Source organism: Brachyspira hampsonii (assembly GCF_002214805.1).
In the GTDB taxonomy this organism is placed as follows: domain Bacteria; phylum Spirochaetota; class Brachyspiria; order Brachyspirales; family Brachyspiraceae; genus Brachyspira; species Brachyspira hampsonii.
The window spans coordinates 2484357-2509000 of record NZ_CP019914.1; the positions used below are offsets into that span (position 1 = coordinate 2484357).

Annotated in this window: 16 protein-coding genes; 10 read left to right on the forward strand and 6 right to left on the reverse strand. The window is 26.9% G+C overall.

All coding sequences use genetic code 11. The annotated features are described in order from the left end of the window. The first annotated feature begins 21 nt into the window (after window positions 1-21). Entirely contained in the window at window positions 22-855 is an 834-nt protein-coding gene (locus BHAMNSH16_RS10965) for a leucine-rich repeat domain-containing protein (protein ID WP_069731684.1), read from the forward strand. 267 nt (window positions 856-1122) lie between these two features. Here the strand turns inward: BHAMNSH16_RS10965 and BHAMNSH16_RS10970 are convergent, their stop codons facing one another. Beyond that, a complete protein-coding gene (locus BHAMNSH16_RS10970) occupies window positions 1123-2136 on the reverse strand; it encodes an alpha-hydroxy-acid oxidizing protein (protein WP_008726962.1) in 1014 nt (337 codons plus the stop codon). 173 nt (window positions 2137-2309) lie between these two features. On the opposite strand from BHAMNSH16_RS10970, the gene BHAMNSH16_RS10975 reads away from it, so the two are divergent. From BHAMNSH16_RS10975 to BHAMNSH16_RS10990, 4 genes are all read left to right on the forward strand, one after another. Further along, the gene (locus BHAMNSH16_RS10975) at window positions 2310-4469 is read left to right on the forward strand and encodes a tetratricopeptide repeat protein (protein ID WP_069731683.1); all 2160 of its coding nucleotides are present in this window, start codon (window positions 2310-2312) and stop codon (window positions 4467-4469) included. 442 nt (window positions 4470-4911) lie between these two features. Beyond that, window positions 4912-5970 (forward strand): tetratricopeptide repeat protein, encoded by a 1059-nt coding sequence (locus BHAMNSH16_RS10980; RefSeq protein ID WP_008730926.1) that lies wholly within the window; start codon window positions 4912-4914, stop codon window positions 5968-5970. 544 nt (window positions 5971-6514) lie between these two features. After that, the gene (locus tag BHAMNSH16_RS10985; RefSeq protein ID WP_008730925.1) at window positions 6515-7876 is read left to right on the forward strand and encodes an MATE family efflux transporter; all 1362 of its coding nucleotides are present in this window, start codon (window positions 6515-6517) and stop codon (window positions 7874-7876) included. A 150-nt stretch (window positions 7877-8026) separates the two neighbouring features. Further along, complete coding sequence (locus BHAMNSH16_RS10990) at window positions 8027-9457, forward strand: sodium:solute symporter family protein (protein ID WP_008730924.1); 1431 nt, start codon at window positions 8027-8029, stop codon at window positions 9455-9457. Window positions 9458-9573: 116 nt separating this feature from the next. On the opposite strand, the gene BHAMNSH16_RS14740 is transcribed toward BHAMNSH16_RS10990, so the two are convergent. The 5 genes from BHAMNSH16_RS14740 to BHAMNSH16_RS11010 form a co-directional block, all read right to left on the reverse strand. After that, window positions 9574-9699: a hypothetical protein gene (locus BHAMNSH16_RS14740; protein ID WP_008730922.1), complete on the reverse strand. Its 126-nt coding sequence runs from the start codon at window positions 9697-9699 to the stop codon at window positions 9574-9576. A gap of 171 nt (window positions 9700-9870) precedes the next feature. Next, window positions 9871-10548: a hypothetical protein gene (locus BHAMNSH16_RS10995; RefSeq protein WP_039954849.1), complete on the reverse strand. Its 678-nt coding sequence runs from the start codon at window positions 10546-10548 to the stop codon at window positions 9871-9873. A 307-nt stretch (window positions 10549-10855) separates the two neighbouring features. Further along, window positions 10856-11110, reverse strand: a complete 255-nt coding sequence (locus tag BHAMNSH16_RS11000) for a hypothetical protein (RefSeq protein ID WP_008722815.1) — start codon at window positions 11108-11110, stop codon at window positions 10856-10858. 171 nt (window positions 11111-11281) lie between these two features. Beyond that, window positions 11282-11719, reverse strand: coding sequence for a hypothetical protein (locus BHAMNSH16_RS11005; RefSeq protein WP_008730919.1), 438 nt, complete (start codon window positions 11717-11719; stop codon window positions 11282-11284). 14 nt (window positions 11720-11733) lie between these two features. Further along, complete coding sequence (locus BHAMNSH16_RS11010; protein WP_008730918.1) at window positions 11734-12411, reverse strand: hypothetical protein; 678 nt, start codon at window positions 12409-12411, stop codon at window positions 11734-11736. A 792-nt stretch (window positions 12412-13203) separates the two neighbouring features. On the opposite strand from BHAMNSH16_RS11010, the gene BHAMNSH16_RS11015 reads away from it, so the two are divergent. The 5 genes from BHAMNSH16_RS11015 to BHAMNSH16_RS11035 all read left to right on the forward strand — a co-directional run bounded on the left by BHAMNSH16_RS11015 (window position 13204) and on the right by BHAMNSH16_RS11035 (window position 23900). Beyond that, window positions 13204-15525 (forward strand): BspA family leucine-rich repeat surface protein, encoded by a 2322-nt coding sequence (locus BHAMNSH16_RS11015; protein ID WP_069731689.1) that lies wholly within the window; start codon window positions 13204-13206, stop codon window positions 15523-15525. A 136-nt stretch (window positions 15526-15661) separates the two neighbouring features. Then, complete coding sequence (gene ileS / locus BHAMNSH16_RS11020) at window positions 15662-18433, forward strand: isoleucine--tRNA ligase (RefSeq protein ID WP_008727898.1); 2772 nt, start codon at window positions 15662-15664, stop codon at window positions 18431-18433. Between the two features lie 116 nt (window positions 18434-18549). Further along, on the forward strand, window positions 18550-21894 hold the full coding sequence (locus tag BHAMNSH16_RS11025; protein WP_069731682.1) for a type IIG restriction enzyme/methyltransferase: 3345 nt from the start codon (window positions 18550-18552) through the stop codon (window positions 21892-21894). A 139-nt stretch (window positions 21895-22033) separates the two neighbouring features. Then, window positions 22034-22756 carry a DUF5986 family protein gene (locus BHAMNSH16_RS11030; RefSeq protein ID WP_069731681.1) on the forward strand — a complete coding sequence of 241 codons (723 nt, stop codon included), beginning with the start codon at window positions 22034-22036 and terminating at the stop codon, window positions 22754-22756. Next, window positions 22749-23900 (forward strand): XRE family transcriptional regulator, encoded by a 1152-nt coding sequence (locus BHAMNSH16_RS11035; RefSeq protein WP_069731680.1) that lies wholly within the window; start codon window positions 22749-22751, stop codon window positions 23898-23900. The genes BHAMNSH16_RS11030 and BHAMNSH16_RS11035 overlap by 8 nt, the downstream gene beginning before the upstream one ends. Window positions 23901-24644: the final 744 nt, after the last annotated feature.

A 24644-nucleotide genomic window follows, 5' to 3' on the forward strand; every position in this document is an offset into this window, starting at 1 on the left:
ATAATAGAGTAGGAAATATATATGATTAAAAAAATTATAATAACAATATTTTCATTAATATTATTAACTTCATGTTCTGATTTTAATTCTCCTATAGAAATTCTTGATAAAGAGGTAATGAAATACGGTATTGATGTAGGGCTTGAGGATTCTGTTATAAGCAGTCAGATAAGAGATAGACTTCAGGAATATTATAAAGATAATGGTTATTATAAACTCATATTTATAGGTGTGCCTAAGCTAGAATATTCGCAGAAAAATTCTGTATCATGTTTGGTAATAGATGAGGCAGAGAAAATCGGTATCTCTGATATAATTATGGATATAAGAAATATTGAGTTTCAAAATGCTACTATAAATAGTTCTATGTTTATGGGAAAGCCTTCTCAAAATATAATTCTTAATTTTATATTTCCAGAAAATACTGTAAAAACTATAGAAAGTTTTGCTTTTAATGGACTTAATAATAATTTAAAAGAAGTAAAAATACCTGATTCTGTTATCACTATAAATGATAATGCATTTGCCTTAAACTATTCATTAGAAAAATTAACATTGGGAAATAATATTCAAACTATAGAAAAAAATGCATTTCATTATTCTACTGCATTAACTGAATTAACAATACCTGCTTCTGTTAAGGTTATAAAAAGCGGAGCATTTTCAGGCTCAAGCGGATCTCAATTAACTACTGTTACATATTTAGGAACATCTCCCAATAATATAACTTTTGATGGTAAAATTTTTTCAAGCACTCAGCTAAAAACTCTAAAAATACCTAATGCCTCAAATCCTGATGATCCAGCTTGGAAAACTTTTTTAGGCGGAACTTTTACTGATATAAGAAGACAGTAATATAATAAATAATATACTTGTTTCAAAAACAATTTTATTTATGATTGTGCAGACTAACTCACGAAATACTACATATTTATATACAAAATAATAAGTTATATAATATGTAAAACATTTGTTTATAATTTTATACTTAATCTTGCCTATGACTTTTTAAACAAGTATATCATTTTAAACTATTTATTAAAAAATAAACTCAATATAAAAAGTTTTTTGAAAGCTCTCTATATTGAGTTTAAAAAATAAAATTAATCAAAATTAAATAAATTAAAGTCTTACTATATCTCTTGTTATTTCTTTTAAATTATGAACTCCGCACATAGTCATAGCATCTTCAAGTTCAGCACCTAATTGTTCTGCATAAGATTTAACGCCTTCTTCTCCTCCGCCGTAAGCTGCTATTACAAAAGTTCTAGCAATAACAACTCCGTCAGCCCCTATAGCAAGTGCTTTTAATATATCAGCCCCGCTTCTTATTCCGCCGTCTACTAATATTTTTATTTTTCCTTTAACAGCATCAGCAATTTCTGGTAAAACCTCAGCAGTAGAAGGGCATTGATCAAGTACGCGTCCTCCATGATTGGATACTATTATTGCATCAGCTCCAGCCTCAACTGCTTTTTTAGCTCCTTTGACAGTCATTATTCCTTTTACTATGAATGGTATTTTGGCAATCTCTTTTATTTGTTTTAATTCATCAATAGTTTTGCTTCCTGCTTTCGGAGTAAGATTTTTTAAAAAAGGAAGTCCTGCAGCATCAACATCCATAGCAACAGCAAAGGCATTTGAGTCTGCAACTAATTTCATTTTTTCTTTTATAACATCAATATTCCAAGGCTTAACAGTAGGTATTCCTACGCCGTTTTGTTTTTTTATCATAGTAGTAGCAGCAATCATTACATTAGGATTAGTTCCGTCTCCAGTGAAAGCGGCAATACCAGCCTCATGACATGATTTTACTAATATATCATTATATTCTTCTTCTGTATATTTATTGCCATAGTGAAGCTGAACTGCACCTACAGGACCGGCAAATATAGGATATTTGAATTTCTTGCCGAATAGTTCAAAAGAAGTATCAACATCTTCATTAGAACATATTGTATCCATATTAAGTCTTATCTCTCTCCATTTGTCATAATTTCTAATGGCTACATCTCCTATTCCTTTGGCACCTGGTCCGGGCATACTATTTTTACATACCTTACCATTACATATAATGCAGGCCTTACAGAAACCCATACAGTCTTTGGCATTTTCTATAATTTCTTTATAAGTCATAAATTTACTCCTAATAATTAAACTGATAATAATTCCACATCAATAATACTAAATATAAAAAATAAAACAAGCAAATTTATAGTATTAAATTATTTTTATAATATAATATTATTAGATTAATAAATATGAAATTGGAAATATGAAAAGTCTTAAAAAACAATATGGGGTGTATCATGAATAATAGTAATAATAGTATTGAAGAATTATTAAATAAAGCTAAGGAATCATTTGAAAATAAAGACTATGAAAAATCTATTGAATATATTGATAAAGTTATATTTTATAATGGTGATTCTTGTGATCTTTATCATAACAGAGGATTATGTAAGTTTTATTTATCTCAATTTGAAGAAGCTATAAATGATTTTAATAAAGTTGTAGAATTAGATAAAAATTATACAGCAAGTTTTGTATATAACTATATTGGTTTATGTAGATACAATCTAAATGAATTTGATGAAGCTTTAAAATGCTATGAGAAGGCTATAGCGATAAATCCTAATCTCATTACCGCCTACCATAACATTGCTTTGATAAAACATTCTATAGGTTTAGATGATGAGGCTTTATACTATTTAAATAAGGCCTTAGAAATAGAGCCTAATAATATTGAAACATATTTAAAAATTTATTTTATAAAATCTGATTTAGGATTACATAGTGAAGCCAATGAATATTTAAATAAAATTATAGAAATGTATCCTGATGACATTTATATTTATGACAGAATAGGAAATATAAAAATTGATTCAGGATATATGGAGGAAGCTTTAGAATATTTAAAAAAAGCATTAGAAATAAATCCTAACTTTATTGATGCATATTATGATATTGCTTTTGCTTTGCATAAATTAGATTTAAATGATGAGGCTTTGGAATATTTAGAAAAAGCACTTATCATTTATCCTAATAGTGCAGATACTTATTTTAAAATATTTTTAATTAAAAGAGCTTTAGGTGATTATGGCGGAGCTTTATTTTATTTAGAAAAAATACTTGAAATAAATAGTAATGATATTGGTATTTACAATGAAATTGCTTTGATAAAAATAGAATTAGAATTATATGATGAGGCTTTATCTTATTTAAATAAGGCTTTAGAAATAAATACTAATAATGCCGAAATATATAATAGTATTGGATTAGTATATCATTATAAAAGAAATTATGAAGAAGCTATTAAAAATTTCAATAAAGCATTAGAGTTAAATACTTCTATGGACATGGCATATTATAATATTGGTTTAGCCTATTATGAAATGCATGATTATGATAAATCTATTGAATATTATAATAAGGCATTGGAGATAAATCCTCAATATTCAGCTGCTTATATCAATTTAGGACTTATCGAGCATAATTGCGGAAATTATCAAGAAGCTATTGACTATTATAAAAGAGCATTAGAAATAAATCCTCATTATAGCTTAGCTTATTATAATATTGCTCTTGCTGAGATAAGTTTAGAAGATTATGATAAGGCTTTGGAAGATTTTAATCGGGCATTGGAATTGGGCTATGATGAAGCAGATATTTATACTAATATTGGACTTATATATTCAAGAGAAGCTATATATGATAAGGCTATAGAGTATTATAACAAAGTATTAGAAATAGAGCCTAATAAACTTAGTACCTATTATAATATTGCTTTTTGTTTATCTAATATGAACAGATATGAAGAGGCTTTACAAATATACGATAAAATAATAAAAGAGTATCCTGATAATTTTGATGTTTATTATGAAAGAGGATATACTAAATATAGAGCATTAAAGTACGAAGAAGCTATAAAAGATTTTGATATACTGATAAATAAAAATCCTAATCATTTTAATGCTTATTATTGCAGGGGATGTTCTAAAAAGTATTTAAAAAATTATGCTGAAGCTATTTCAGATTTAGACAAAGCTATAGAATATAATCCAAATAATCCAAATTATTACAGTGAAAAAGCTTCTTGCTATGATTATTTACATCAATATAGAGAAAGTATCGAAAATTATAATAAAGCTATTGAGTTAAATAATAATGATTGGTTTTTGTATATTTTAAGGTCTAAAGTAAAATTTCTTTTATCAAAAGAGAGTAATTTAGAAAATAAAACAGATGAGAAGAAATCATTTTTTGGTAAAATTATATCAAAAATTAATCAATCACAAAAATGTTATAGTGATTTAGAGAAGTCAGCATTAGATGATTTGGAGAAATCTTATGAGTTAGCTTTAGAAGATGAATTTAATCTTATGGTATTCAAAGATATTATAAAAGAGGAATTTACAGATATAGATTTAGCAGCTGAATTTTGTAAAGATAAAAATATTTCTTTATAAATTATAATATTAGCAGCTGTTTTATTTTTTGTTTTAATTTTGGAAAAATTGATAAACTTAAAAAGTTTTAGTATATACCTAAACAAATATATTTTGTAAATTTCTATATTTTTATAAATGTATTATCAACTTTTTTGCCGCACACGCTCTGCGGACTTTGTCAAAGTTGCTGCCTATGGCAACGCAATTGCTAGAACTTTATATTTTAAGAATATGTATCAAATATGGTGTAATACCATAATTTTAGGTTAAAAATGCAGTTGTTTTGGTTCTTTTATACCAATAAAAGAACTGGGGTATGGGGCAAAGCCCCATATATTAAAAAGAAACTATAAATTTATTTTGACAAAATATAGTTGTTTAGGTGTATATTATGATATAATTGTATCATATACAAAATTGTAACTTGTATATTAATAATAAATAGTTATAGGAGTTAAAAATGTCAGCAATGACTAATTTTTTATTTATGCAACATGTAAAAGAAGCTAAAAACAAATTAGAAAATTTCAAAATAGAATTAAATAAGTGTGTAGATGAATTTAATTATTTTTTAAATAATATTGATGCAGAAAACTATTCCGATTTTGATGATTTTAACGAAAGAGCAAAAACTTTTAATGAAGAATTAAATAAAATAATTTCAGATAAAATATATCTTATAGGCAGTTTCACAAATATAGTTGACAATAAGAAAAAAGTTGATATTGATAGTTTAAACATTCTTACTGATTATCATGATTATAATTCTAAAGGTATTTATAAAAGTGCTAATGGACAATATTTAGAAGCTATAAAATATTATGATGAAGCCATAAAGTTAAACCCTAATATGGCAGATGCTTATTATAATAAAGGTATTGCCAAAACTAAACTTGGATTTTTAAAAGAAGCTATAGAAGAATATAATAAGGCTATAGAATTAAGAGCTGATTATACAGATGCTTATTATAACAGAGGACTTCTTAAAAGCGATTTAGGACTTTTAGAAGAAGCTATAAAAGATTTTGACAAAGCTTTATCAATAGATCCTAATTTGTTTGATGCTTATCATAATAAAGGAGTATTAGAAAATGAGCTTGGACTTTTTAAAGAAGCAATAAAAGATTTTAACAAAGCTATAAAAATAGCAGATGATGATGCGGTTATTTACAACAACAGAGGTAATTCAAAATATAATTTAGAGCTTTATGAAGAATCTATTAAAGATTATGATAAAGCTATAAAATTAAATCCTAATTATGCTTTTGCCTATAATAATAGGGGAAACGCCAAAGATAATTTAGGTCTTTATGAAGAGGCTATAAAAGATTTCGACAAGGCTATAAAATTAAATCCTGATTATGCTGATGCTTATAATAATAGAGGCTATTCTAAAGAAAATTTAGGTCTTTATGAAGAGGCTTTAAAAGATTATAAAAAGGCTTTAAAATTAGATCCTAATAATGAATATGCTAAAGAAAATATAAAATATCTTAAAGAAGAATATGGTTTGAAATGAAGCTGTAATATATTGTTTTTTTTAATTATAAAAATTAACTAGCATTTTAGCACCATAAAAGTATTAATTATATTTAAAATTCATTTAACATACAGTAAAAGAATTTTATAATATATTTATTTTTTAATTGCACTTTAGCGAAGCGTGCCTGCAATCGAAGGAAGTACTGTTAAGTATGGTGTGCTTTGGGAAAAGTTGATAAAAATAAATAAAGACATTAATTACATACCCCGCCCTTTATATTTATCAATTTAATCTGTTATTTTTATCTTATTTATCATTTTAGCTTTAACTGTTATTAATAAACCCCACCCTAGATTTATTTAAATTTATAATATACATAACGCACTTTAAGCGAAATCATTAAATATAGATCGATTTGTAATTCTAATTTTAATATATATAAAATTTAATTAACCGTGCGTTTAATTAAAAAATAGTATTGAATAGTAAAAATAATTTCTCTTTTTACTATTCAATTAATTATTATTTGGTTTATAATATTGCTGTAAATTTAATTAAATAATAGGTGTAAAAAGTATCAATGGCTAATCATATAGGAACAGATCTCACAGAAGCAAAAGTTGTTCCCACATTATTAAAACTCCTTATTCCGATATTGCTTTCTAATATGCTCAATGTTGTATATAATATAGTAGATAGTATTTGGATAGGTAATATTATAGGACCGCTTGGACTTTCTGCTGTTGCGGTAAGTTTTCCAATAATGCTTATCATGGGTTCTTTTGCTTTTGGTGTAAATATGGCGAACGGAGTTATAGTATCGCAATATTATGGAGCTAAAGATTATGATACTGTAAGCCATGTTATAAAAGTATCTACCACTTTGGGAGTTATAATACTTGTTACTGTCGGAGCTTTAATGCTGATATTTTCAAGAAATATATTGGTAATGATGAAAACTCCTGAAAATGCTATGGATATGGCTTTAATATATTTAAGAATATCTATTTTGGGTATGCCTTTTGCTTATACTTACTTTTTTATTTCTTCTATATTAAGAGCCGTAGGAGATACTGTAAGACCATTAATATTTTTGATTGTATCATCTATAATTAACATAATATTAGATCCTATACTGATAAAAGGTTTTTGGATAATACCGGCAATGGGTCTTCAAGGTGCGGCAATTGCCACTGTTATATCTCAGTTTACTTCTGTATTTATAAGTACAACTTATTTAAGAATAAAAAACAGCTTTATAAAAATTAATCCTTTTATATTTACATTCGATTTGAATATGACTAAAAAAATACTGAAATTAGGAATACCTATTTCATTCAATCAATTTATAGTAGCATTCGGCTGGCTTGTTATAACTAGGCTTATAAGCAGTTTTGGGGAAGCTGCAAGTGCAACAGTTGCTATAGTAAATAGGGTAGAATCTCTTTTTATAATGCCTATGGGAGCTTTGGGAAATGCTGTTATGACAATGTCTGCACAGAATATCGGAGCTAAAAAATTAGAGAGAGTAAAAGAAATTCTAAAAAGCGGAATCATTATAGGAATTATAATTTCTTCTATTATGAGTATATTCTCAATAACTAATCCATACTTACTTATAAGAATGTTTACAAAAGATACTCAAGTTTTTGAATATGCAAGAAGCTATATTTATACTATAATGCCTATATTTATTTTTTATTCTGTGATGTTTGTATGTAATGGTGTTATAAACGGAGCAGGAAAAACTATAGTAATAATGGCTTTCACCACTTCAACAACATTAATTTTAAGGACAATTTTAGCTTATGCTTTATCGCCTCATTTTGAACTTGTGGGTATATGGCTTTCTATGGGTATATGTTATATAATTAATACTTTCTTTAGTATGTATTATTTAAAATCTAACAAATGGCAGAAAAATGCAAATATTACAAACTAGTAAATTAAAAAAATATTATGATTTTTTAAAATAATCTAAAAATTTTTGTGTTTTTTTACAAAAAGATGGCTTTTTTTAATTAAAAAAATATTATAATGACTTATTCATATTTTTTATAAAAAACAAAAAATATTCAAGGAGTTTTTAATTATGGGAGGAACTATAGTAATAATTATAGTAGTTGTATATTTGGCAGCTATGCTTCTTATAGGTGTGTACTCTAGTAAGAAAATCAGCAGTAGTAATGATTTTGCATTGGCTGGAAGAAATTTAGGACCTGTACTTTTGGCTGGAACTTTAGCTGCTACAAATATTGGAGGCGGTACTTCCTTAGGTTTGGCAGAACAGGCTTATGGTAAATGGGGGCTTTCTGCTGTTTGGTATGTAATAACAGCTTCTATTGCATATTTAGTTCTTGCTTTTTTGGCTCAGAGATTTAGAAATGCAATGGTTACTACTGTATCAGAATATTTTTATAAAAGATACGGAAAGGCTAATGCTTTGGTAACTTCTATAATAATGGGACTTCCTATGATAGGTATAACAGCCGCTCAGATAATAGCTTCAGCAAGTATTTTGACTGTTATGACAGGCTGGAATTATAAATTATCAGTAGTAATAGTTACAATAGTAGTTACTGCGTATTCATCTATGGGAGGACTTTGGGGTGTTGCTTTTACTGATTTAATTCAAGGCTCATTAGTATTTATAGGAAGTTTAGTTGCCATACCTTTTGCTTTACATTATGCAGGCGGTTTTGAACATGTGGCAGCAAATTTAACATCCGCTCAAAAATCTTTTACAGCAGGTATGGGCTGGCCTACTATAATATCTTTAACTATAATGTATATTGCATCATATTCAGTTGGTCCTGAAATAAGTCAGAGATTTTTTTCTGCTAGGGACTCTAAATCTTTAATGATAGGTTCTTTAGTCGGCGGATTAGTATGTATATTATATTCTTTATTTCCTGCTTTTTTAGGTTTGATTGCTTCAAGCGTGGTTAAAGACGGACTTATTACTTCTGAACTTCTTACTTCTGAAGGTACAAGATATATTTTGCCTGTTTTAGCCATTCACACTATGCCTCCTGTTATAGTGGGATTATTGTTTTCTGCCTTAATATCTGCTACTATGTCATCTGCTGACTCCGATATGCTTGCAGTGTCAGTAATTGCCACAAATGATATATATAAAAAATACATTAATAAAAATGCCACTGATAAACAATTACTTTTTTTAGGAAGAGCATGTATGATTGCAGTTGGGCTTATATCTATGTTTATAGCTTTTAAGGCTTCAAACTTAATAACAATACTTATGTTCTCATTTAGTTTGAGAGCTGCCGGAGTATTTATTCCGTATTTATTTGGGAACTATACAAATAAAAAACTTTCTGCGGCTGCTAGTATGGGATCATTGATAGCCGGAAGTGTTGTTACAATATTTTTCCAATACAATAAAAATATCAATTTATTTGGAGTTGACCCTATAATACCTGGTATTGTTGCAAGCTTAATAGTATTTTTAGTTCTCTCTGCTATAATACAGCCTAAACCTGATGCTTCAAATACAAAATAAAAACTTGATTAAAATATAATAAAAGCAGATAGAATATGTATAAATCTTTTATCTGCCTTTATTTTGTGTGAGATATTTTTATGATATATTTTGAGTTTTGTATTAATTAAAATAAATTATAAAGCAGGTGCATGCTTTCCTTTGTTAGGTCCATTAGGATGTTTGAGGCAATAACCGCTAGTAAGTGAAGCTATTGAAGAATATTTAGCACCGCAGTATTCGCAGTAAAAGTTTTGAGCCATAAAAATCCTCATTTAATTTTGTTATGTTTTAATTATAGAATATGTTTGCGGCAAAAACTGTCATAATTTGAAAAAATTTTATTTTTTGTATAAATATAAAAAGCCATACAAAAATAAAAGGCTTCACCTGAAAATACAAGCAAAGCCTTTAACTAAAAATATGATTGATTATTATTTTTTATTGCAAACTATGTCTATATTTAACATTGATTGATATGAAATAAGCTGTTTTGTAAATCTAACTGTTACAGAAGAGCCGTCAGGGGCAAACTTAAGAGTACCTACTACTAAATCAAATACTATAGAAAAACTATGATCTGTACCATAACCTGCTACAGTAAAATGAGTAAGTTTAGGAGCTGTTTCATTGCCAGCATCATGATTTATGGCAACTTTACCATCTTTAACTGATACCCATAAATATACTTTGTCGTTATCGTAATAAAAAGTTTCTATAGATACATAAGTATTATCGTTATACTCTGCTATTCCTGTTGATTTAGTATATGTAACATTTTGTCCATCAATATTTACAGTTGCATTATTTACATCTGAAAATGTTATTGTAAACTCTCTGCCATAAATTTTTATTTTGTAATTAGGATCATTAGCTTCTATGATTTCAGCTTTTGCTCCGCGTGACGAATTTTTATATTCGTATATATTACCGTTAATATCTATTTCTACACTATAACTCTTACTACTAGATCCCCATATACCAGCATATTCCATGTTTATAGTTTTGCTGATTGAAGAACCAGCTCCTGTTGTATCCTTATTAGAACAGCTTATTGATAAGATACCTAGTACAAATAGACTTAGAAAGATTGCTGAAATTTTTTTACTCATAGTAAAGCTCCATTTAATTATAAATATCATTAAAGATATTTATATCCTATTTAATTTAAATATAATACTAAATTAAATTTATTACACTATTAAATTTATTACACTATATATTATATTAAACAAATAGCAACTATAATATTTAATTTTTTTACAATTTTATGCTATATTTTCGCGTATAAAAGTTTATTGAGTATGGAATATTTAATACTGTTTCACACTAATTTAGATAAATACTTCACCCTAAAATACAAGCAAAGCCTTTTAATGCTGTTTTATGATTGATTTTTAATTTTTATTAATTTATAAATTATAAAGCAGGTGCATGCTTTCCTTTGTTAGGTCCATTAGGATGTTTGAGGCAATAACCATTTACTAATGACTGTAAAGATTTGTTTTTAGCTCCGCAATACTTACAAAAATATTCAGACTTTTCACCGCCTTCATAAAGTTTATGCTTACCCTTGTTAGGACCATTAGGGTGTTTGAGACAATAACCGCTAGTAAGTGAAGCTATTGAAGAATATTTAGCACCGCAGTATTCGCAGTAAAAGTTTTGAGCCATAAAAATCCTCCTTTAGTTTTTCTTATGTTTTAATTATATATTATATTTGCGGCAAAAACTGTCATAATTTTTAAGAATTTTATTTTTGTATAAAATAAAAAATTGTATAAAAATAAAAGGCTTTACCTGAAAATACAGGCAAAGCCGTTTAAATGAAAATATGATTGATTATTATTTTTTATTGCAAACTATATCTGTATTTTCAATACTAGGCATTACTGTATTTTTTGTAAAGTTTACTGTTACAGAAGAACCATCAGAGGAAAATTGTAAAGTACCCACAACTCCTCCATTGTTTACAGAAAAACTATAATCAGTGCCTGAACCTGTTACAGGAAAATATCCTTGATATACAGGTTCTGTATTATTATCTTTACTTGGAAATATACCAATTTGACTATCTTGTATTGATACCCACATATATGCATTTTCATAACCTTTACCAAACAAATCAATTTTAGATAGGTCAAAACTTTGAGTTGATACATAAATATTACCATTATATTGTTCTATGCCTTTTGGGTCTGTTGTGTCCTTATTAGAACAGCTTACTGACAAGATTCCTACTAAAAATAGGCTTAGAAAGATTGTTGAAATTTTTTTACTCATAGTAAAATCTCCTTTTAATTATTTTTTATATTACATACAAAATTTTGTCCTACAGCTTCAGGTGCAGGATCATTTCTTGTAAGTGTAACTGTTACAGAATTTCCATCAGTTGAGAATTTTAAAGTACCTTCTGTAGAACGATCGTCAGACCAAAAATTATAATCTGTACCATAACCAGCCATTCCAGACATATATCCATAAAAAGTAGGTGGGTTATTAGCATCTGTATTAGGAGTCATAGCAACCAGACCATTTTCTATAGATATCCACAAATAATTACCTCCCATATTTGCTGATACATATTTATTACCGTTATAATCTTCTATGTCTTTTGAAGTTTTAGTATATGTAACTTTTCCATTCTTAGTAGTTACATCTGCACTCTTTGCATCTGATAAAAATGTTATTGTAACCTCATCATCATAAATTCTTATTTTGTAATTAGGATCATTAGCTTCTATGATTTCACCTTTTGCTCCGCGTGATGAATTTTTATATTCGTATATATTACCGTTCATATCTATTTCTACATTATCACCAGTACTATTATATTCCCATATACCAGCATATTTTATGTTTATAGTTTTGCTGATTGCAGAACCAGCTCCTGTTGTGTCCTTGTTGGAGCAGCTTACTGATAACACTCCTACTAAAAATAGGCTTAGAAAGATTGCTGAAATTTTTTTATTCATAGTAAAACTCCTTTTAATTAGTTTTTATATATAAATATCTACAAATAGAAATTTATATCTTGTTTAATTTAAATATTTTAAATGTATTATTAAATTTAAATACGGATTTAAATTTAAATATAAATTTATTATACTATATATTATTTTAAATAAATTACAAGTATAATATTTGATTTTTTATAATTCTATGCTACATTTGACTTGTAAAAGAGATTATAACTTTAATACTATTTCGTACTAATTTTTATAAACATATTCTCCCCTCAAATACAAGGAATTGAAGCGTTTCGATATTAGTATTGTTTCGTACTATTTTAGAAAAATTATCTCCTTCCAATAACAAGGCTTTGAAGCGTTTGAAAATCTATAAATATAATAGAGACTTGGGCGGGTGCTTTATTTTCTAATTTAATTACAAAATAAATTTAGATTGGAATTTCAAAATAAAATGAAATATTAAAGGGCGGGGAATGTAATAAAAGTTTTAAAATTTAATTAAAATTGCCCACCCTTTATGCTTTTTATATTATTTGTTATTTCTGTATTACTTTTCTTTTTCATTTTATGCCGTTATTATAATACCCACCCTAGATTTTTTTAAATTTATTGTATGACTTACCGCACGAAAAATAAAACTAACAATATAAACTAATTTTTAATAAAAATTTTAATAATTTATAAAATTTTATTATCCGTGCGTTAATGTGTTTTTAAAATTTGAATGTATATTTATTTGATAAAAATTCTAAAACAAATATATTATACTATAGTAATAAAATTATGGATAAATATATGCATAAATACAAACCAGAGATATTAAAAGAATTATATACAATAATACAAGATGAAAATATTTATTTAGGCGATATAGATACAAGCCTTATTACGGATATGAGCGGATTATTTTCTGGAAGTAAAAGAAAGGATTTTTCTGGAATAGAAACTTGGGATACTTCTAATGTTATAAGTATGAACTCTATGTTTTCTTTTGCATCAAATTTTAATCATAATATAAATAATTGGAATGTATCTAATGTTGAAAATATGGGCTATATGTTTAGGGATGCAGCTAAATTCAATCAGCCGCTTAATAATTGGAATGTTCATAAAGTTAAAATTATGAATTATATGTTTAATGATGCTTTTAGCTTTAATCAGGATATTTCATCTTGGAATGTTGAGAGTGTTAAAGATATGAGTTATATGTTTAGAGGATGCAGCAAATTTAATCAGCCGCTTAATAGTTGGAATGTATCTAATGTTGAAAATATGTATTGTATGTTTGTACAAGCTTTAGAGTTTAATCAGCCTTTAAATGATTGGGATATATCAAATGTGAAAGATACATCATACATGTTTTATCTTGCTTCAAAGTTTAATCAGCCCCTTGATAAATGGAATGTTAATAAAGTAAAAAATATGAGTTATATGTTTGGCGGCACTTATAATTTTAATCAATACTGTTCTTTAGAAAATTGGGATATTAGTCAAGTTAATTCTATGGAGAATATTTTTCAATTCTGTAATAACTTTAAAAATTTTAAAAATTTGAAATGGACTTTATATTTACATGTATTAGATGATAATAATTTCGGCAAAGATATTATAAAAGATAATTTAAAAGAAATTTATAAAATATCATCTGAAAGCAAAAATAAAAAAATAATATCTTTCAAAAAAAGATTAGAAAATATTTATTATGATGAATTAAAAGATTTAGCAGATTGTATAACTTTCAAAAGTATAGAAGAAGTAGAAAATTATGCTGAAAATAATTTAAATAAAAAAGATGAAAAGAAAGTTGACTTTATAAAAAAAGCTAATGTATTAATAAAGGATAAATCAAGAGAAGTTAATATAAAAGTAATAAAATACATATACTTAAAATATTTAGAATTAAAGAAATATATTTATCGTATTATTGAAATTGATTCTATTATAGATTTAATTGAGAAAGAAAGTTTTTTGAGCTTTGCTTATGATATTTATAAAGAAACAGGTAAAGAAACAGCACAATTAATTTACGGATTATATGGAGGATCATTAGAAGAAATATACAAAAAAGACGGAGAATCAAAATTATTTTTTAAGATACTATCTTTAAATAAAGAAAATGAATACACAATTAAAATACTATTTAATATATATAATAATGCTAAAAAAATGGCAACGAAAAATAATGCTTTAGATATTTTAATAGAAATTGCTAAAGATAAAAAAATTCCTTTTTACAATTTAGAATTGAAATATAATTCAAATATTGGCTTTGACAAAAACAGCGAAAAAATTATTGATGAAAATTATAAATTAATATTAAACAATGATTATTCTGTAAGTATATTCGATATAAAGATGAATAAAATATTAAAATCAATTCCAAGAAATTTATATAATAATAAAAAAGAAGAAATAAAACATATAAGAGAAGAAGTTTATAATATGATAAAAAAATTCTCGTATATATTAAATAAATTACTTATTGCAGGTGATAAATACGATTGTAATTTTTTCAAAGAAGTTTTTATAGATAATCCAATAATGAATAAATTTGACTTATCACTTATATGGAATTTATATGATATAAATAATAATTTTATAACAACATTCAGATATTCAGGAGACGGAAGTTATACCAACTCAGATGATGAAGAAGTAAAAATTGATGATAATACCTTTATAAGTTTAGCAAGCCCTATTGAAATGAAAGAAGAAACCATTACAAAATGGAAAAAGCAATTAGAAGATTATGAATTATCGCAGCCTATAAATCAATTAAGCATAATAAAACTTGATAAAAATAATTTGGAAAATGAAATAAATAAACTTCAGAATATTGAAATTGCTTATGGTACTTTTAAAGCATTTGGAATGAGATATGGAATGATGTCTTCATATACAGAGTACAGAACAATCAAAGAATATAATTTAAGTCTTGATAATGGAGATACTTTTATAATAAAGGGTCAAATTAATGGTGAAGCTGATTATAAAGATAAAGTAAAAATAAATATTGAGTTTAAAAGTGATGAAAACAAAGAAGTATCAAGAAGATTTATCTATACTATTCTTATATTTATGATATGGGATTTCAGACTTGCATATATGTTTAATTAATTAAATTTAAAAACTTAAATTATTTTTATGCAGATAAAAACTTGTAAAATTCCTGCTTATAGTATAAAATTGAATATCTTTATAAAATAATAAAAATTTTATTTAAGAAAATCTAATTAATGGAGCAAAAATTAAGATGGACTATAGTTCTACTATCAATCTGCCTAAAACCGCTTTTCCTATGAAAGCAGGTTTGAAGGAAAAAGAGCCCAAAATAATAAAAAAATGGGACGAAGAAAAACTTTACCAACAGCTTAGAGAATTAAGAAAAGGTGCTCCTAAATGTATTTTACATGATGGACCGCCTTATGCGAATGGCGACATTCATATTGGAACATCATTGAATAAAATTATTAAAGATATTATTGTAAGGTATAAATCTGCTAAAGGTTTTGATTCGCCTTATGTTCCTGGCTGGGACTGTCATGGTATGCCTATAGAATTAAAGGTGCAGGAAAGTTTGGGAGATAAATATAAAGAAACTTCTAAATTTATAATGAGAAAAAAATGCCGTGCTTATGCTCAGAAATATATTGATATTCAAAGAAAAGAGTTTAAAAGACTTGGCGTTATGGGTGATTGGGAAAATCCTTACCTCACTATGTCGCCTGAATATGAATCTGAAATAGTTGAAGTATTTGCTAAACTTGTAGAGAAAGGATATATATATAAAGGACTTAGAACCATTCACTGGTGTATGGACTGTGAAACTGCATTGGCTGCTGCTGAAATAGAATATGACGATAATCATACTTCTACAAGTGTTTATGTGAGATTTCCAGTATTAAATAAAATCAATGATAAATTAGACGGCAATGTTGATGTTATGATATGGACTACTACTCCTTGGACACTTCCTTCAAATATGGCTTGTGCTTTCAATAGAGATTTAGATTATGTGGCTGTTGAAATAGACGGAAGATATGCAATAATGACTAAAAGCCTAGTTGATACTGTTCTTGGCAAAAAAGACATGAAAGCAGAAGGCAGAGATATGATTCCAGTATCTATAGAAGAGATTGAAAAACTTGAAATAGCACATCCTTTTATAAAGGATAGAAAGTCTGCTGTTGTATTTGCTGACTATGTTGAGGCTACTGCTGGTACTGGTGTTGTTCACACTGCTCCAGGTCATGGTATGGAAGACTATCAGACAGGAGTTAATTATGGACTTGATATATATTGTCCTGTAGATAAAGCTGGCAGATATACAAGCGAGTTTCCAGAAATGCAGGGCATGAAAGTAAGAGACGCTAACCCTAAAGTAATTGAAATACTTGAAAATAACGGCTCATTATTCTATAAAGAGAAAGTTACACATAGTTATCCTATTTGCTGGAGATGTAAAAATCCTTTGATATTCAGAGCTACTTCTCAGTGGTTTATGGATATGAAACATGACAATATAGACGAAAGAACTGTTAAATCTTTAGACAATATTAAATGGTATCCTACTTGGGGACATGACAGAATGAGAAAGATGCTTGAAAATCGTCCGGATTGGTGTTTATCAAGACAGCGTTCTTGGGGTGTTCCTATACCTGCATTCTACTGTAAAAACTGTGGAAAAACTTTACTTACTGCAGAGTCTACTAAACATTTTGCTGAAATAGTAAAAACTAAAGGAATGGATGTATGGTTTGAATTAGAGCCTAAAGACTTACTTCCTGAAGGCACTAAATGCGAATGCGGTTCTTCTGATTTTGGTAAAGAAGAGGATATTTTGGATGTTTGGTTTGATTCTGGAGTATCATCTTTTGCGGCACAGAAAACTAATAAAGATTTGGACGGAGTTTTCCCTGTTGATATATATTTGGAGGGAGGCGATCAATACAGAGGTTGGTTCCAAGCTGCAATTTGGCCTTCTATGGCTATAAGAGGAATTCCGCCATACAAAGAGCTTGTTACACATGGCTGGACTTTAGATGAACAAGGCAGAGCTATGCATAAAAGTGCTGGTAATGTTGTTTCACCTTTAGAAGTTATTGACAAATACGGTGCTGATATATTAAGGCTTTGGTGTATAAGTGAAGACTTCACTCACAATGCACGTGTTGGTGATAACATGATGAAAGCTATTGCCGATAACTACAGAAAAATAAGAAACACTTTCAGATATTTGCTTGGAAATATTTCTGATTTTGATTTGTCTAAAGATAAAGTAGAAGTTAAAGATTTGCTTCCTGTAGACAGATATGCATTATCAAGACTTCATAGCTTTATAAAAGTTGCTGATAAAGCCTGTGAGGGTTATGAGTTTCATTTATTCTATCAAAGACTTATCAATTACTGTGTAGTTGAACTTTCTGCTACTTACTTTGACATTATAAAAGACAGATTATACTGTGACAGAAAAGATTCTATTTCAAGAAGAAGTGCTCAGACTGTACTTACTGAAATATTAGATGTATTAGTAAAACTTATAGCTCCAGTACTTCCTTTCACAACTGATGAGGTTTGGGGATACTACAAAGGAGAAAATGCTTCTTCTGTACATTTGGAATTATATCCTAAAGCTGATGATAGTTTGATTGATTTAGAATTAGAACAAGAATGGGCTTCACTTCTTAAAGTACGAGATGATGTATTATTATCGCTTGAAAGAGCTAGAGATAACAACACTATAGGTAAATCTTTAGAGGCTTATATAACAATATGCACCAAAGAATCATCTTCAAAAGACTTGCTTACAAAATACCAAAAATATTTAAACGAAGTATTCATTGTAAGTAAAGTAACAATTTCTGACAGTAAGGACGATACATTTATAGATGGCGGCGTTTCATTTGTTAAGACAGAGAAAGCAAGCCATGAAAAATGTGTTCGCTGCTGGGGACATTATGAGAGTGTAGGCGAAGACAGCGAGCATAAAGAGTTATGTGCTAGATGTGCTGAAGCGGTTAAATAAAAAATAATATAATTTTTCAATATTAAAAGGGCGGCTATGTTTAATGGCTGTCCTTTTTTGTTTGTTTTTATTTTGTTTTACTGTATAATAATATCATTACTATTGGAGTATTATTTATGAAGTCTGTTACTAAAAATGCAAAAGAATTATTAAAATTAAGAAATTTATTAAACTATGAAATTGATAATGATAAATTAGATTATTTTAAAAGAGATATTAAATGGTATAGAAATGAAATAAATAATGCTAAAAATAAAGGCGAAACAGAAGAACATTGTAAGGGTATATTGAATAAATTTTTAGTTAATGCCTTTGGGTATGACAGCAATACAAAAGGTAAAATAGATTTGGTTATAAAGTTTGATGATAATATTAAAACCATTATAGAAACTAAAAATTATAATAATACATTAGAGATGATTGATGATAATAATTATAATAATAAAGCATTTTATCAGACTATACTTTATTATTATAAAAGCAGAAAAAATAAAGATAATAAAGATTTTAATATTGATAATATTATTATTACTAATTTTGAAAAAGTGTATTTATTTTCTAAATATGATTTTGAAAAACTTATTAATGATAATCAGATAGTGAATTATTTTAATGAAAATAGTAAAGTAAAAAATGAAACTTTTTATAAGATTTGCGGCGGGTTTTTAGAGAATATTAATCTTGAAGTTATTGGGTATAAGATAGATTTATTTAATGATGATGAGGTTCTTATATATAGGTTTTTTAATTCTTATAATATTTGTTCTGTTAAACTTGGAAATGATATTAATTCTATATCGAATACATTTTATAAAGAAATAATTTATATGATGGGGCTTGAAGAAGACAAGGAGAGAAAATTACGTTTATCTAATACTGATAATAGTTTAATAAGGCTTACTATGGAGATAATTAGAAATAGCAGTGATAAAGCAAATGAAAATGATATATTTGATGAGGCTTTGAAACTTAATATTATATGGGTTAATAGAATATTATTTTTAAAGATACTTGAGGCACAGCTTAGAACTTTTAGGAATGATAAGCATTTGGATATATTAAATCCTTTTAAAATTAAAGATTATAATTATTTGTATACATTATTTTTTAATGTGCTTGCTAAGCCTAAAAATATGAGATCATCTAATAATGATTATAATTATATACCTTATCTTAACAGTTCATTATTTGAAGAGGGGAAAGATGAGCTGATTTTTTCTATAACAAAATTGAATAATGATTCAAAAATGAAAGTAATGTCTGGGAGTATACTTTATAATGATAGGGATTTTAACAGCAGTCAATTAACATTTTTGGAGTATATACTTAGATTTTTGAATTGCTATGTATTTAATGCTGATGCTAAGAATGTAGATAAAAATACAATAATAAAATCTTCAGTTTTGGGACTTGTATTTGAAAGGCTTAACGGTTATAAGGACGGCTCGCATTTTACTCCGCCTGCTATCACTATGTATATGGCTAGATACGGCATAGAAAAAATTATTATTGAGAAGTTTAATAAATATTTTAAGGATACGCATTTTAATAATATAGAAGAAGTAAAAAATTATGTGAGGGCTAATATACATATTTATAGGGATAATATAAAAGATATTTTGAATTCTATAAAGATAATAGATCCTGCTTGCGGAAGCGGACACTTTTTGGTTGCTTGTTTGAATGAGCTTATAAGGATAAAGAGCGAGTTTAGGGTTTTGCATGATAATATAGATATTAATATATCGGAAGATGAGCTTGTTATAAATTATATAGATGGTACGCATTTTAAGTATAATATAGAAAATGATAATATTACAGAGAGAAAGCAGGAGATAGAAAAAACATTATTTGAAGCTAAGGAGCATATTATAAGTAATCAGCTTTACGGGGTTGATATAAATCCGAACTCTGTAAATATATGCCGTTTGAGGTTATGGATAGAATTATTAAAGAGCAGTTATTATACGGATATAAAAAGCGATGAGAGGTTTATTGATTTGGAGATACTTCCTAATTTGGAGTTTAAGATAATATCTGCTAATAGTTTGATAGAGCTTGATGATAAAGAAGCGAGTTTGATTTCTCTTACTTGGGATAAGAATGAGCTTATCAAAAATATGCGGGAGTATTTTAATGCGAGTTATGAGAACAAAAAAGAGATAAGAAAGGAGATTTTAAGGCTTATCAAAGAGTATTCTAATCATAATGCGAAATTAGAAAATTATAATCCGTTTGACATGCTAAAAAGCTATGATTTTTTTGACAGCGGTTTGATGTTTGGCGTAGATAAATTTGATTTGGTGATAGGCAATCCGCCTTATGGGGTTAAAATTAGTAAAGATTTAAGAACAATATATGAAAGTTGTCATGGAAAAGTTCCTGATATACAAATTCAATATTGGTTTATGATATTAGCTAAAAAAATAGTATCTGAAGATGGTATTATAAGTTATATAATACCTAATTCTATTATGTTTAATGTATTTGCCGAATCTTTTAGAAAAAAATTATTAGATGATAAAAATATAGTAGGACTAATTGATTGCTCTAATTTTGATTTATTTGAGCATGCAATTGTGAGAAATGTAATTATAACTATGTCGTTGAAAGAACATGATAAAATAGAATATATACCTTCTCAAAATATAAATGATGTTAATACATTATTAAAACAAAAATTACAATTATTAGATATAAAAATGTTATATGCTTTCATTAGAAATTGGAGCTTAATATATTTGAAACCTAAAGAGAATTTGAATATTGTACAAAAAATAGTTTCAAATAATACAATGGAATTAGAATTTTATTATAAAGAATTAATTTCTCAAGGTCTTATTGCTTATGATAAATACAGAGGGCAGTCTGAAGAAACTATAAAAAGTAGAAAGTTTCATTCCTATAAAAAAATAAATGATGATTATAAAAAATGGTTATATGGTGAAGATGTTACTCCGTATTCTGTTAAATGGAATGGAAAAGAATATTTTAATTATTGTAATGAGGTTGCTAATCCTCGTAAACCTTTTTTCTTCAACTCTAAAAGAATACTAATAAGAGAGATTACAAATCCAAAAATATATGCAGCATACACAGATGAAGAAATGTATAATGACCCAAGTTTGATTATTATTGTAGAAAATAAGAATAATCCAAAACATTTATTATTTTTATTAGGGTTACTAAACTCTAAATTAATGACATTTTATCATTTTAATTCATCACCTAAAGCATCAAAAGGAATTTTTCCAAAACTTTTAATTGATGATATAAAAAAATTACCTATAGTAAAAGCTGATGATAAAATGATAGATAGAGTTTATAAATTAGTTCTTGATATAATTGAGTTAAAAAAACAAAATAAAGATATTTCTAAACTTGAAACAGAAATAGATGAAATTTTTTATAAACTTTATAACTTATCAAATGAAGAAAGAAAAATTATAGAAAAAGACTAATATATAAATACAATACTTTAGAAATAATATTCTTTTATATAAATATTATAGGTGTTTAATTGCTTTTTTATTTTTATTATATATTTTTAGTTGCTTTTTATTTGTAAATATTGTATTATAATAGCTAAAGGAGATAATTATGACATTTAAACAAATTGTTTTAGAATCTTTTTTAGATGTTTTAAATAATGATTATAATGAAGCTATAGCTAATTTAGATTTGCCATTTAATAATAGTTCTGCTGATTTGAAATTTGAATTAGTTTCAAGAAATATTAAAGATAAAATATTACATAATTCTTTAAATATTTATTATTTGCAAACTAAGCAATCTTCAAGAGAACTTTTCTTATTTTTAGATAAAGATACTAGATTATTATATTCAATTCATAATTACAGAAGTATAAATAAACTTCCTAAATATTCTAAAGCACTTGTAAATAGCTTTAACTCAGATATATCATTACAAAAAGAATTTCAATTTGATGTTAATTGTTATGACGAAAATGAAGATATATATGATAAAATAATATCTAAAATATTTATGTATGTTGATAAAAATATAATGGATTATATTGATAGATATTCTATAATATCATATTATCTTTACAAAGATCAGTTAAAAGTATTAAGTAACATTATATTAGATAAAAATTTATTTTTGTATAAAAAAGAAAACTGGTTAGAATTAGAAAATATTAAATTACCCTATTATACCACTACTAATTTTACTACTACTACTACTAATAATAATAATAATAATGCCGTTATTAAATTAACTAAGAAATCTATAAATAGAAAAAGAAATAAAAATAATTTAACTCAAAAAGAAAAAGAGAAAAGAGATATAGAAAATGAATAATATTATAGATTATAATAAATTAAAAAATGCAAGATTATATAGAGGTTATACTTCAGAGGATATAGCAAAATATATAGGTATTACTAGACAAGCTTTTTCTAAATATGAAAATGAAAATATAAATTTATCTTTAGAAAATGTATTAAAAATTTCTGAAATTCTACGTTTTCCAATTGATTATTTTTTTCAAAATGAATATAAAAATAATTTAGAAGTAAAAACAACATATTTTAGGTCATTATTAAGTACTAATAAAAGAGAGAGGAACGCTCAAATTGCAAAAATGCAATATCTTTCTATATATTATTCTATATTATCTGAATATGTAGAATTTCCTGAATTAAATATATTAGATGATATTACTACTGATGATGTAGAAACTATATCATACGATTTAAGGAGTAAATGGGGGTTAGGAAATAAGCCTATTAAAAATATAATACGTATTATAGAAAAAAATGGTATTATAGTTACAAAATATATTACAGATACACCTAATATAGATGCTTTTAGTACTTTAATTAAATTAAGTTCCAAAAAATTATATTTTATAGCTATTAATAAACACACAAGTTCAGCTACGAGAATTCATTTTGATATAGCTCATGAATTGGGACATATATTATTGGATGAATGGAATGAAGATATAGAAAATATAAGCAGAGAAGAATTTAAAAATAAGGAAAAGCGTGCAAATGAATTTGCCTCATCTTTTTTATTACCAGCTGATGAATTTAGAAAAGATGTTCTATTATATCCAAATAACTTAGATTATTATAAAGAATTAAAAAAGAAGTGGAATGTATCAATGTCCGCAATGATATATAGGGCTAGGACATTAGAAATTATAACTCAATATCAATTTCAGAATTTATTTAGGAAAATGAATTACAAAAATATATTAAAAGAAGAACCACTTGATGATATTCTAACAACTTCTGAACCTTCTTTATTGAATGATGCTATTGATATTTTATTAGATAATGATGTTTTTACCAAACAAGAATTGTTAGATGAATTTAAAAATAATGGTATTTCTATGTACAGAGAAGATATTGAAACAATACTAAATTTACCAGAAAATAAGTTAAAGCCAGATGATGATGAGAAGCATAAAATTAATTTTGTTAAGTTAAGAAAATAATTTCATGTTTATGTTATGTATTCATATTAATAAATAAATTATTATTTCATTGTTTGATGTTGTGTAATCAGCCGCACGTACAGGGGGCGTTTGGTAAGGGAAAGCGATACCGTGCGGGAAGCCCGTATGGCGAATACTGCGGGAAGCCCCCGACCGTAGGGAGTGCGTAGCTAGGCGAGTAGTTGGGAAAGTCCGATTTTTTTCTAAAAAAGTTATTGTTTGCAGGCTTATTTTGTTAAAAATGTTTGTTTAATAATAAGGGCGGGTTTGGGTGGGATATATGGAAAATTTAAAAAAAATTATTTTTGGGTTGGTTTTTGTGTTTGGTTTATTTTTTTAGTTATTTTCTTTTTTGATGTTGGGTAATCAGCTGCATACCTTCGCCACAGTGGACTTCGTCAGGTACTTCCTTCGGTCGCGTACAGAGGTCTGTCTGTAAGGGTGAGCGTTGCCGTGCGGGAATGCCCCCGACCGCAGTGAGTGCGTAGCTAGGCGAGTGGTGGGAGAGGTTGGCTAGGTGTGGAAAGTCAACTTTTTTTCTTTGTCTTAAAAAAAAATTCTCGTTTTCTGGCTTATTTTGTTAAAAATGTTTGTTTAATAATAAGGGCCGGTTAGGGTGGGTTATAATGTAAATTTAAAAAAAAATTCTTTTATGGTAATGGTTGGATATTTAGCCGCATGTATAGTTGACTGTCTGTAATTGTAAGCGATACCGTGCGGAATGCCCCTACGGCGAGTAGTCAG

Bases quoted from the DNA above. Each gene is read 5' to 3' on its own strand.
- BHAMNSH16_RS10965 (WP_069731684.1), top strand. From the start codon at position 22: ATGATTAAAAAAATTATAATAACAATATTTTCATTAATATTATTAACT.
- BHAMNSH16_RS10970 (WP_008726962.1), bottom strand. From the start codon at position 2,136: ATGACTTATAAAGAAATTATAGAAAATGCCAAAGACTGTATGGGTTTC.
- BHAMNSH16_RS10975 (WP_069731683.1), top strand. From the start codon at position 2,310: ATGAATAATAGTAATAATAGTATTGAAGAATTATTAAATAAAGCTAAG.
- BHAMNSH16_RS10980 (WP_008730926.1), top strand. From the start codon at position 4,912: ATGTCAGCAATGACTAATTTTTTATTTATGCAACATGTAAAAGAAGCT.
- BHAMNSH16_RS10985 (WP_008730925.1), top strand. From the start codon at position 6,515: ATGGCTAATCATATAGGAACAGATCTCACAGAAGCAAAAGTTGTTCCC.
- BHAMNSH16_RS10990 (WP_008730924.1), top strand. From the start codon at position 8,027: ATGGGAGGAACTATAGTAATAATTATAGTAGTTGTATATTTGGCAGCT.
- BHAMNSH16_RS14740 (WP_008730922.1), bottom strand. From the start codon at position 9,699: ATGGCTCAAAACTTTTACTGCGAATACTGCGGTGCTAAATATTCTTCA.
- BHAMNSH16_RS10995 (WP_039954849.1), bottom strand. From the start codon at position 10,548: ATGAGTAAAAAAATTTCAGCAATCTTTCTAAGTCTATTTGTACTAGGT.
- BHAMNSH16_RS11000 (WP_008722815.1), bottom strand. From the start codon at position 11,110: ATGGCTCAAAACTTTTACTGCGAATACTGCGGTGCTAAATATTCTTCA.
- BHAMNSH16_RS11005 (WP_008730919.1), bottom strand. From the start codon at position 11,719: ATGAGTAAAAAAATTTCAACAATCTTTCTAAGCCTATTTTTAGTAGGA.
- BHAMNSH16_RS11010 (WP_008730918.1), bottom strand. From the start codon at position 12,411: ATGAATAAAAAAATTTCAGCAATCTTTCTAAGCCTATTTTTAGTAGGA.
- BHAMNSH16_RS11015 (WP_069731689.1), top strand. From the start codon at position 13,204: ATGCATAAATACAAACCAGAGATATTAAAAGAATTATATACAATAATA.
- ileS (WP_008727898.1), top strand. From the start codon at position 15,662: ATGGACTATAGTTCTACTATCAATCTGCCTAAAACCGCTTTTCCTATG.
- BHAMNSH16_RS11025 (WP_069731682.1), top strand. From the start codon at position 18,550: ATGAAGTCTGTTACTAAAAATGCAAAAGAATTATTAAAATTAAGAAAT.
- BHAMNSH16_RS11030 (WP_069731681.1), top strand. From the start codon at position 22,034: ATGACATTTAAACAAATTGTTTTAGAATCTTTTTTAGATGTTTTAAAT.
- BHAMNSH16_RS11035 (WP_069731680.1), top strand. From the start codon at position 22,749: ATGAATAATATTATAGATTATAATAAATTAAAAAATGCAAGATTATAT.